1 protein-coding gene is annotated in these 12,277 nt (G+C 73.9%); it reads right to left on the bottom strand.

Annotated features, from left to right (window positions below; genetic code table 11):
• Positions 1–4: 4 nt before the first annotated feature.
• Positions 5–12,274, bottom strand: a complete 12,270-nt coding sequence (locus tag AOK08_RS10525; RefSeq protein WP_079053961.1) for a type I polyketide synthase — start codon at positions 12,272–12,274, stop codon at positions 5–7.
• Positions 12,275–12,277: the final 3 nt, after the last annotated feature.

Consider the following 12,277-nt stretch of genomic DNA (forward strand, 5'->3'; position numbering starts at 1 on the left):
CCGTTCACTCCTTGCCGAGTTCTGAGCGGATGAAGTCGAGCAGCTCGTCGTCCGACGCCGCGGCGAGCCGGGTGTCGACATCGACTGCGTCGTCGTCCCCGCCGGCCACCGGGGTGTCCTCGGCGGCCAGGGTGCGCAGCCGGGCGGCTATCGCGGGGCGTCCCGGGTCCTCCGCCGACAGCTCCGCGAGGGCGGCCTCCAGCTGGTCGACGAGGTCGGGGACGGCCAGGCGGCGCTGCGGGCCGGACGGGCCGGCGTGGTCGAGGAGACGCCGGTCGAGTTGTTCGGCCAGCGCCGCCGGGGTGGGGTAGTCGAAGACGAGGGCGGCGGGCAGCGGCAGGCCGGTCGCGGCGGCGAGGCTGTTGCGCAGCTCCACCGCGGTCAGCGAGTCGAACCCGACCTCCCGGAACGACCTGCGCGGGTCGAGGCTCTCGGCCGACGGGTAGTCGAGGACCACCGCGGCGCGCGCCCTGACGAGGTCGAGCAGGGTCCGGGCGCGCTCGGCGGGAGGCAGTGCCGCCAGCCGTTCGGTGTTCCCGGGCCCGAAGCCGCCGTCTGCCTGACCGCCCGGCTGTTCCTGCGGTGCCGGGACCAGGGTGCGCAGGATCGCGGGGAGAGTGCCTGCCGTGGCCCGGCCGCGCAGCACACCGGAGTCGGTGCGCAGCGGGACGAGGGCGGCTTCGTCGCCCGCCCAGGCCCGGTCGAAGAGTTCGAGGCCCTGCCCGGCGTCCAGCGGCAGCACACCGGCCCGCGCCATCCGCCGCAGGTCGACGTCGGCGAGCCGGCCGCCCATGCCGCCGCCGGTTCCCCACAGCCCCCAGGCCAGCGAGGTGGCGGCCAGCCCGTGCGCCTGCCTGCGGCGGGCCAGGGCGTCCAAGTAGGCGTTGGCGGCCGAGTAGTTGGCCTGGCCCGCTCCACCGAGGGTGCCCACGGCGGAGGAGAAGAGCACGAAGTGGGTCAGGTCCAGGTGCCGGGTGAGTTCGTGCAGGTGGTGGGCGGCGTCGGCCTTGGGGCCGAGGACGCTGTCGACGCGTTCCGGGGTGAGTGCCGTGACGACGCCGTCGTCCACGACGCCCGCCGTGTGGACCACGCCGGTCAGCGGCCGGTCGGCCGGTATCCCGGCGAGGAGCGCGGCGAGCGCGTCTCGGTCGCCGACGTCGCAGGCGGCGAAGACGGCCCGGGCACCAGCGCGTTCGAGGTCGGCGGCCAGTTCGTCGGCTCCGGGGGCGTCGGCGCCGCGCCGGCCGACGAGCAGCAGGTCGCGTACGCCGTGGTCGCCGGCCAGGTGCCGGGCGACGAGCCCGCCGAGTTCACCGGTCCCGCCGGTGATCAGGACCGTGCCGTGCGTACGCGGTGCCGCGTCGAGTGGCGCGGTCGGGGCCGATATCAGCCTCGGTACGAACAACTCGCCTCCGCGTACGGCGACTTGCGGTTCTCCGCTGCTCAGCGCGGTGGCGACGGCCGCTGTCAGGGCGGGCGCGTCGGTGGTGTCGTCGGCGAGGTCGACCAGGAGGAACCGGTCGGGGTGTTCCTGCTGGAGCGACAGCAGCATGCCCTGGACCGCCGCCTGGGCCGGGTCGCCGGTGGTGGCACCGCTGGTGACGAGGGCGACGCGGGAGCCCGACAGCCGGTCCTGGGCGAGGAGTTCCTGCACCCGGGCGAGCGTGTGGTGGGTCAGGCGCCGTACGGCGGCGGGGTCGTCGTCCGCCGTGTCGTCCCGCTCGTCCGGCGCGGTGTCCACCGGCAGGACGATCAGGTCGGTGGCCGCGTCGACGGTCTCCGGCCCGGCGTGCACCTGGGCGGTGCCGGCCGCATCGGGGAACGCCTTGGCCAGTGCGCCCGCGCGGCCCTCCGACCTGCCGAGAACGACCCAGTTCATCCTGGACGCCGGTTCCGTGACCGCCTCGACGGGCTGCCAGGACAGGGTGTACAGATCCTGCTCGGCGGTGTCGGGGGCGTCCTGGTGCCGGGTCGTCTCCAGCCAGTAGGTGGCGTGCTGGAAGGCGTACGTCGGCAGGTCCGTCCGGCGGGCTCCGGCGAGGTAGGCCTGCCAGTCCACGGGTACGGAGTTGATGTGCAGGCGGCCGAGGGCGGCGGCCAGGGTGCGTGTCCCGTCGCGCCCCTTGCGCAGGGCGCCGAGGGCGAGGAGACCGGGCGCGCTCTCCCGGACCATGGCGGTGAGGGAGCCGTCGGGGCCCAACTCCAGTACGGTGCCCACGTCCTGGGCGTGGACAGCGCGGACTCCGTCGGCGAAGCGGACGGTCGCCCCGACGTGCCGTACCCAGTACCCGGGGGTGAGCAGTTCCGCTCCGGCGATCTCACCGGTGACGTTGGACACGACGGGGACCGTCGGTTCGTGGAAGGCCACCGAGGAGAGCACTTCGGCGAAGTCGTCGAGCATCGGGGCCATCAGGGCGGAGTGGAAGGCGTGGCTGACGGCGAGCCGCTTGACGCGGCGGCCGTCGGCGGCGAACCGGTCCGCCAGCTCGCGGACGGCTTCCTCGGTGCCCGAAAGCACCACCGACGAGGGCCCGTTCACGGCGGCGACCGACACGTCCGCCGTCTCGGGGATCTCCCCCTCCGTGGCCTCGACCGCCCACATCGCCCCGCCCGGGGGCAGCGCCTGCATCAACCGGCCGCGCGCGGCGACCACTTGGCAGGCGTCGGCGAGCGTCCACACGCCCGCCACATGTGCGGCGACGAGTTCGCCCAGCGAGTGCCCGAACACGACGTCCGGGCGTACGCCCCACGACTCGATGAGCCGGAACAGCGCCACTTCCAGTGCGAACAGGGCGGGTTGGGCCCAGCCCGTGGTGTCGAGCACGTCCGCCGGACCGGTGAACACGGTCTCCTTCAGCGGGCCGGGGAGCAGCCCGTCGAAGGCGGCGCACACCTCGTCGAAGGCGGTCGCGAACACCGGGAAGGCCTCGTACAACTCCCGGCCCATACCGACCTGTTGCGATCCCTGCCCGGAGAACACCAGGCCGAGGCCGCCGGTCGAGGGTTCGTCGGGGGTGACGGCGTCCACGGTGGTGAGCGCCTGCCGGAGTTCGTCGTGGTCGGCGGCGACCAGGACCACGGCGCTGGGCAGGACGGTCCGGGTGGTGGCGAGGGAGTACGCCAGGTCGGGCAGGCTGATCTCCGGTTTCCGGTCCAGGAGTTCGGCGTACCGTCCTGCCTGGGCCTTCAGGGCCGCCGGGTCGTGCGCTGAGACGACGACCGGCACGGCGGCCGGCGTCACGGCCGGGCCGACAGGCTCCGCCGGTTCGGCTGCGGGCTCGGCCTGTTCGAGGATGACGTGGGCGTTGGTGCCGCTGATCCCGAAGGACGAGACACCTGCCCGGCGGGGACGCCCGGTCGCGGGCCACTCCCGTGCCTCGGTGAGCAGTTCCACCGAACCGGCCGACCAGTCCACCTCGGGAGTCGGCTCGTCCACGTGCAGTGTCGCGGGCAGCACACCTTCCTGGAGTGCCAGCACCGTCTTGATGACGCCACCGACACCCGCAGCGGCCTGCGTGTGGCCCACGTTCGACTTCAACGACCCGAGATACAGCGGCCGTTCACGGTCCTGGCCATATGTCGCCAGCAGGGCCTGTGCCTCGATCGGGTCGCCCAGCCGGGTCCCCGTACCATGCGCCTCCACAGCATCCACATCAGCCGTGGTCAAACCGGCGTCCCCCAGCGCGGCGAGGATCACCCGCTGCTGCGAAGGTCCGTTCGGCGCGGTGAGCCCGTTGGACGCGCCGTCCTGGTTCACCGCCGAGCCCCGCACGACCGCGAGTACCGGATGCCCGTTGCGTCGCGCGTCCGACAACCGCTCCACCACCAGCACCCCGGCACCCTCGGCGAGGGCGAAGCCGTCGGCGGCGGCGGCGAAGGACTTGCTGCGGCCGTCGCGGGACAGCGCCTGCTGACGGCTGAACCCGACGAAGGACGCGGGCTCGGACATCACGGTCGCACCGCCCGCGAGCGCGAGGTCGCACTCTCCGGCCCGCAGGGCCTGTACGGCGAGGTGCAGGGCGACCAGCGAGGACGAGCAGGCCGTGTCGACCGTGACCGCCGGGCCTTCCAGGCCCAGGGTGTACGAGATCCGGCCGGAGGCGACGCTGGCGGCGGCGCCGGTGGCGAAGTAGCCCTCCACGTCGCTCGCCGCGTCCAGCAGCCGGGCGGTGTGCCCCTGTTCGCTCAGGCCGACATACACGCCCGTACGGCTGCCGCGCAGCTCCGACGGATCGATGCCGGCGCGCTCCAGGGCCTCCCAGGACGTTTCCAGCAGGAGCCGCTGCTGCGGGTCCATGGCCTGCGCCTCACGCGGCGAGATACCGAAGAAGGCCGGGTCGAACAGGGCCGCGTCGCCGAGGAAGCCACCGTGGTCGACGTAGCTGGACTCGGCGGAGACGCCTTCCGGGTCGTAAAGGCGGTGCAGCGGCCAGCCACGGTCGGTGGGGAAGGCGGTGATGAGGTCCGCCTCCTCGCTGACGGCCCGCCACAGGTCCTCGGGGGACCCGACTCCGCCGGGATAGCGGCAGCCCATGGCGACGACGGCGATGGGGTCCTCGTGGTCGACGGTCCTGACCACGACCGGTGCCGCCGCCGCGCGGTCCTGCGCGCCGAACAGACGGTCGCCGAGGAAACCGGCCAGCGCGGTCGGGGTGGGGTGGTCGAAGACGAGCGTGCTGGGCAGCCGTACACCGGTGGCGGCGGCGAGCCGGTTGCGGAGGTCGACCGCGGTGAGCGAGTCGAACCCGAGTTCCTTGAAGGCCCGCTTGGCGTCCACGGAGTCCGCGCCCGGGTGGCCCAGGACCGCGGCGGCGTGTTCGCGCACCAGGTCGCGCAGGGCGCGGGTGCGTGCCGCCTGGTCCAGGCCGGTCAGCCGGCCGGCGAGCGCGGACGCCGGGGCGCCCGATGTCTCTTCGACCGCGGCGGGGCGGGCCTCGGGAATGTCGTCCAGGAGGTGGCTGGGCCGGGCGCTGGTGAAGACCTCGGTGAACCTCTCCCATTCGACGTCGGCGAGGATCACCGCGGTCTCGCCGTCGGCGAGGACGGTGCGCAGACCGGCGATCGCGGTCTGCGGGTCGATGACGGGCAGGCCGGTCAGGCGGAGCTGGTCGTAGATGGTGTCGGAGACCATGCCGCCGCCCGCCCAGGGGCCCCAGGCGACGGAGAGGGTGGGCACGCCGTCGGCGCTGCGCCGTTCGGCGCGGGCATCGAGCACGGCGTTGCCCGCCGCGTACACGCCGTGGTCGCCCGCCCCCCAGACGGCGGTGATGGACGAGAAGTAGACGACGGCTTCGAGCTGCCCGGGGTCGATGACGGCTTCGAGGTTCTCGATGCCGGCGACCTTGGCGGCCAGCACGGTGGCCAGGTCCTCGAACGGGGCCTCGGCGACCGGACCGAGGACACCGACGCCCGCCGCGTGCACGACGGCACGGATCCGGTCGCCGTCGCGTTCGACGTCGGCGAGGGCGGTGGCGAGGGCGTCACGGTCGTTGGCGTCGCAGGCGACCAGGGTGACGCGTATGCCCGACTCCTCCAGCTCGGCGCGGAGTTCGGCGGCGCCGGGGGCACTCGCGCCCCGCCTACTGAGCAGGACCAGGTGTTCGGCGCCGTCACGGGCGAGCCAGTGGGCGACATGGGCGCCGAGGGCGCCGGTGCCTCCGGTGACCAGGACGGTGCCGCGCGGTGTCCAGCCGCCCTCCGGGAACGCCGGTGCGGTGGCGTGGACGAGTCGGCGGGCGAGGACTCCGGTGGGCCGCAGCGCGACCTGGTCCTCCCCGTCACCGGCGGCCACGACGGCGATCAGCCGCTCGTGGACGGCCGGGTCGACGGTGGTCGGCAGGTCGATCAACCCGCCCCAGTGCTGGGGCAGTTCGACGGCGGCGCAGCGCCCGAGCGCCCAGACGGCGGCCTGGGCGGGGTCGGTGGGACCCGCGTCGTCGGCGGTGCTCATGGCGCCCCGGGTGACGCACCACAGCGGGGCGGCCGTGCCCGTCCTGACGAGTGCCTGGAAGAGCGACAGCGTGGTGGCGAGGCCGGTCGGCACCGCCGGGTGGGCCGGGTGTGGGGTGGTGTCGGCGCCGGTGAGGGCGATCACGCCGGTCGGCGCGGCGGTCCGCACGTGCCCGGCGAGGGTGTCGGCGTCGTCGTCGGCGCCCACGGTCAGCAGCACGCCGTGTTCGGCGCGCTCCAGCACGGCGGCGGCGACCCCGGCGAGCGCCGGATCGTCGCTCAGCGCCGCCGGTACGGCCACCAGCCAGGTGCCGGGCAGTACGGCGGGAGCGGCCGTCGGCGTCAGCGGACGCCAGTCGACGGTGTACCGCCAGGCGTCCACGGCGTTGCGCTCGCGGCGCCCCCGCCGCCAGGTCGACAGCGCGGGCAGGAGAGTGCGCAGGGCGGGTTCGTCGGCGGGCAGGGCGAGTGCGGTGGCCACGGCTCCGATGTCCTGCTGTTCGACGGCCTGCCAGAACTCCTCGTGCGCCGGATCGGCCAGCGGGGCGCCCGGGAGGGTCTGCGGCCAGATGCGGCGCCGCTGGAAGGCGTACGTCGGCAACTCGACCTGGGCACCGGACACTTGGGAGCGGCCATCGGCGCCATAGGCCGAGGTCCAGTCCACGGGTATCCCGCTCACGGAGAGTTCGGCCATCGAGGCGAATATCCGCGCGAGGCCACCTTCGCCCCGGCGCAGCGTGCCCGCGACGAGCGGCTCGACGTCGGCACGCTCGATGGTCTCCGCGATGGGAGAGGTCAGCACGGGGTGGGGGCTGATCTCGACGAACACGCGGTGTCCGGCCTCGACCAGGCCTGTCACGGTTTCTTCGAGACGGACCGTCGAGCGAAGGTTCCGGTACCAGTACTCGGCATCCAGACCGGCCGTGTCCAGGCGTTCGGCAACGACCGTCGAATGGAACGGCACGCTCGACGCGACCGGCTCCAACCCGCCGAGTACGTCGATCAGTTCATCGCGGATGCCTTCCACCTGAGCGGAGTGCGACGCGTAGTCCACGTCAACCCGCTTGGCGCGAGCCCCCCGGGCGGTTGCCTCGGCGATCACCGAGTCCAGGCCTTCCGGCGTACCGGCCACGACCACCGAGGAAGGCCCGTTCACAGCGGCCACCTCAACACGGCCATCCAGTACGGCAGTCAGACCCCGTACGTCATCGACGGGCAGTTGCACAGAGGCCATGCCGCCCTGGCCTGAGAGGGCGAGAATCGCCCGCGAACGCAGGGCGACCACGCGGGCACCGTCTTCGAGTGACAACGCACCCGCCACGACGGCGGCGGCGATCTCACCCTGCGAGTGACCGACCACAGCAGCCGGCTCGACGCCGTACGAGCGCCAGACCTCCGCGAGCGACACCATCACCGCCCACAGCACCGGCTGGACCACGTCCACGCGACCCAACTCAGGCTCGTTGCGCAGCACTTCAGCGAGTGACCAGTCCACGAACTCCGACAGCGCCCGCTCGCACTCCCCCATCCGCGCCGCGAACACCGGCGAGGAATCCAGCAGCTCCACCGCCATGCCCACCCACTGCGACCCCTGGCCCGGGAACACGAAGACAGGGCCTCGGCCGACCGGGCCGGCCGCTCCGGTGATCACCGTGGGGGCGGTGGCCGTGCCGTCCGCGAGGGCGCGCAGGCCGGTCAGGAGTTCGGCACGGTCGGTGCCGATGACGAGCGCCCTGTGGTCGAAGAGCGAGCGGTTGTGCAGCAGTGCCTTGCCCACGGACGACACCGTGATGTCAGTGCCGGGCCCGTCGAGATGGTCCGCTAGGCGTGCGGCCTGGGCACGCAGGGCCTCCGGGGCTCGGGCGGAGAGGAGCCACGGGCGCACGGCAGGGCCGTCGTCCACCTGAGCCTGCTGGTCCGCGTCGACCACGCTCTCGGGGTCGTGTTCGAGGATGACGTGGGCGTTGGTGCCGCTCATCCCGAACGCCGAGACGGCGGCGCGGCGGGGGCGCCCGGTCTCCGGCCACGCACGCTGTTCCGTCAGCAGCCGTACCGTACCGGCGGACCAGTCCACCTGGCGCGTCGGCTCGTCCACGTGCAGCGTGCGCGGCAGTACGCCTTCGCGCAGCGCCAGCACCGTCTTGATGACCCCGGCGACACCGGCGGCGGCCATGCTGTGGCCGATGTTGGACTTCAGTGAGCCGAGCCACAGGGGCTGGTCCCCGGCGCGGTCGCTGCCGTAGGTCGCCAGCAGGGCCTGGGCCTCGATCGGGTCGCCAAGGCGGGTTCCCGTGCCGTGTGCCTCGACCGCGTCCACGTCGGCGGTCGACAGTCCCGCGCTCGCCAACGCGGCGCGGATGACCCGCTGTTGGGACGGGCCGTTGGGGGCGGTCAGCCCGTTGGACGCGCCGTCCTGGTTCACCGCCGAGCCGCGCATCACGGCCAGCACGCGATGGCCGTTCCTGCGCGCGTCCGACAGTCGCTCCACGACGAGGACGCCCACGCCCTCGGCCCAGCCGGTGCCGTCGGCCGTGTCCGAGAAGGCCTTGCAGCGGCCGTCGGCGGCGAGGCCGCCCTGGCGGGCGAACTCCAGGAAGCCGCCGAGGGTGTTCATCACGGTGACGCCTCCGGCGAGTGCGAGGTCGCACTCCCCCGCGCGCAGTGCCTGCCCGGCCAGATGCAGGGCGACCAGCGACGAGGAGCACGCCGTGTCCACCGTCACCGCCGGACCCTCAAGGCCCAGTACGTACGACACCCGGCCGGAGACGACGCTGCCGGCGGTGCCGGTCATGAGGTGGCCCTCGGCCTCCGGGGTGGCGGCGAGCACCTCCGCGTAGTCGGAGCCCGCGATGCCCGCGAAGACGCCGGTACGGGTGCCGCGCAGGGAGGCCGGGTCGAGACCGGTGTGCTCCAGGGCCTCCCAGGAGGTCTCCAGCAGCAGTCGCTGCTGGGGGTCCATGGCCAGTGCCTCGCGCGGTGAGATGCCGAAGAAGTCGGCGTCGAAGTCGGCCGCGTCATGGAGGAATCCGCCGGTGGCCGGGGAGCCGCCGTCGATCTGGCGCAGTGCCGCGAGGTCCCAGCCCCGGTCGCGGGGGAAGGCGGTCACGGCGTCGCCCGCCGAGGCGACCAGTCGCCAGAGGTCGGCGGGGCCGGTGACGCCGCCCGGGTAGCGGCAGGCCATGCCGACCAGGGCGAGCGGTTCGTCGGTGTGGCGGGCGCGCGCGGCCTCGGGCGAGTCGGCGCGTTCGCCGTTGTAGTGGGCGACGACCGCCTCGGGGGTCGGGTGGTCGAAGACCAGGGTGGCGGGCAGTGTCAGTCCGCTCTCCTCGGCGAGCCGGTCGCGGAACCGGACGGCGGAGAGGGAGTCGAAGCCGAGTTCCTTGAAGGTGCGGTCCGCGCGGACGGCATCCGGGGAGGAGTGACCGAGCACGGCGGCGGTGACGCTGCGGACGAGTTCCAGGTCCAGTACCGGGCCGGTCCCGGTGGGCCGGTCGGCAGCCGTCGGCCGTGGTTCGGCGGCGGGCCGGGGAGTACCGAGCAGAGGGCCGCCCGTACCCGCGGTCGCCGGGAGCCAGAAGCGGTCGCGGCGGAACGGGTACGTCGGCAGGTCCACCCGGGGTCCGTCGGCGGGCCCGAGCACGGCGGTCCAGTCGACGGCGACCGAACGGACGTGGAGTTCGCCGAGGGCGGTCAGCAGGGCGGTCGGTTCGTGCTGGTCTCGCGGCAGGGAGGCGACGAGGGCGGGGGCCGTCGCCGCGTCCGGCAGGCATTCGCGGGCCAGGACGCTGAGGACACCGCCGGGGCCGATCTCCAGGCAGGCGCCGACACCGAGTTCGCCGAGCGCGCGGACACCGTCGTGGAACCGTACGGTCTCGCGGACGTGCCGCACCCAGTAGTCGGGCGAGCGGAGCTGCTCGTCGGTGGCGAGGACGCCGGTGACGTTGGAGACGACGGGGATGCGCGGCGCGTGGAAGGTGAGGCCGGCGGCGATCTCGCGGAACCGGTCCAGCATGGGTTCCATCAGCGGGGAGTGGAAGGCGTGGCTGACCTGGAGGCGGCGGGTGCGCAGGCCGCGTTCCTCGCAGAGGGCGGCCAGGGTGTCGACGGCGTCGGCCGGGCCGGAGAGCACGGTGGCGCGGGGCCCGTTGACGGCGGCGACGGCGAGGAGACCGGTGGTTCCGCTCGCGTCGAGGAGGGCGGGTACGTCGTCCTCGGCGCTCTCCACGGCGAGCATGGCGCCGCCTTCGGGGAGTGCCTGCATCAGGGTGGCGCGTGCCCCGACCAGGGTGCAGGCGTCGTCGAGGGAGAGCACTCCGGCGACGTGCGCGGCGGCCAGTTCGCCGATGGAGTGGCCGAGCAGGTAGTCGGGGGTCAGTCCCCAGTGTTCGAGGAGCCGGTAGAGGGCGACCTCGAAGGCGAACAGGGCGGTCTGCGTGTACGCGGTCCGGCCGAGCAGTTCGTCGGAGGCGAGGGCCTCCTCCAGGGGCAGTTCCAGGTGCCGGTCGAGCCGGTCGCGTACGGCGTCGAAGGCCTCGGCGAACACCGGGTGCGCGGCGTACAGTTCGCGTCCCATGCCGGCCCGCTGGGCGCCCTGGCCGGTGAAGAGGAAGGCGAGCGGTCCGGCCGGTGCCTCGGTGCCGCGCACCACCCGGGCGTCGGGGCGGCCGAGCGCGAGGGCGTCGAGTCCGGTACGGAGCTGCTCGTGCCCGGTGCCGACGACGACGGCGCGGTGCGTGAACCGGGGCCGTGTCCCGGCGAGGGCGCGCGCGAGGGGCAGGGGTGCCGGGGCCGCCGGGGACTCGACGAGGTCGCGCAGGTCGGCGGCCCGGGCGCGCAGCGCTTCCAGGTCGCGGGCGGAGAGCAGCAGGGCCACGGGGGTGTCCGTGCCAGGGGTGTCCGTGCCAGGGGTGTCCGCGCTGGGGGTGCCGGACTGCGGGGTGTCCTGGGCGGGCGCCTCGTCGTCGGGTGCCTGTTCGAGGATCACATGGGCGTTGGTGCCGCTGATGCCGAACGACGACACACCCGCACGCCTCGGACGTCCCGTCCGTGGCCACTCCCGCTCACTCGTCAGCAGTTCGACCGCGCCCGACGACCAGTCGACCTCGGCCGTGGGCTCGTCCACGTGCAGCGTGCGCGGCAGGACGCCCTCCCGCAGTGCCAGCACCGTCTTGATGACACCGCCGGCGCCGGCCGCGGCCTGCGTGTGACCGATGTTCGACTTGAGGGAGCCCAGCCACAGCGGCTGTCCCTCGGGGCGGTCCTGGCCGTACGCCGCGAGCAGGGCCTGTGCCTCGACGGGGTCGCCGAGCCGGGTGCCCGTGCCGTGGGCCTCGACGGCGTCGATCTGGGCGGGGCTGAGCCCGGCGTCGGCGAGGGCCGCGCGGATGACCCGCTGCTGGGCGGGCCCGTTGGGGGCGGTCAGTCCGTTGGACGCGCCGTCCTGGTTGACGGCGGTGCCGCGCACCACGGCGAGCACGGGCTGGTTGTCGCGCCGTGCGTCGGACAGCCTGCGCAGGACGAGGACGGCGACGCCCTCGCCCCAGCCGGTGCCGTCGGCGGCGTCCGCGAAGGACTTGCAGCGGCCGTCGCCGGCCAGTCCGCCCTGGAGCAGGAACTCCTCGTACAGACCGGAGTTGGCCATCACGGCGGCGCCGCCGACCAGGGCGAGGGAGCACTCCCCGGCGCGCAGGGCGCGGGTGGCGAGGTGCAGGGCGACCAGGGAGGACGAGCAGGCGGTGTCGACGGTCAGCGCGGGGCCTTCGAGGCCGTAGAAGTAGGAGAGGCGGCCGGAGGCGACGCTGCTGGTGGTGCCGGTGAGGACATGGCCCTCCACCTCGCGCAGCGCCTCGTCGTCGCGCGGCCCGTACTTCTGGTCGGCCATGCCGACGAACACTCCGCCGTCGGTGCCCTTGAGCGCGGCCGGGTCGAGGCCGGAGCGTTCGACGGCCTCCCAGGAGGTTTCCAGGAGGAGCCGCTGCTGCGGGTCCATCGCCAGCGCCTCGCGCGGTGAGACGCCGAAGAACTCGGCGTCGAACTCGGCCGCGCCGGACAGGAATCCGCCTTCGAGGCGGACTCCGGCGGCGGCCAGCCCGTCGGTGCGCCAGCCCCGGTCCTCGGGGAACGCGCCGACGGCGTCCCGCCCCTCGCGGACCAGGTTCCACAGATCCTCGGGGGCGTTCACCCCGCCGGGGAAGCGGCAGGCCATCGACACGATCGCCACCGGCTCCCGCTGCCCCGCCTCCAGTTCCTGCAACCGCTTACGGGTGCGCTGAAGGTCGGCGGTCACCCGCTTGAGGTAGTCAACAACCTTGTCGTCGTTCGCCACTGG

The organism is Streptomyces graminilatus (genome assembly GCF_001418565.1).
Classification (GTDB): Bacteria; Actinomycetota; Actinomycetes; order Streptomycetales; family Streptomycetaceae; genus Streptomyces; species Streptomyces graminilatus.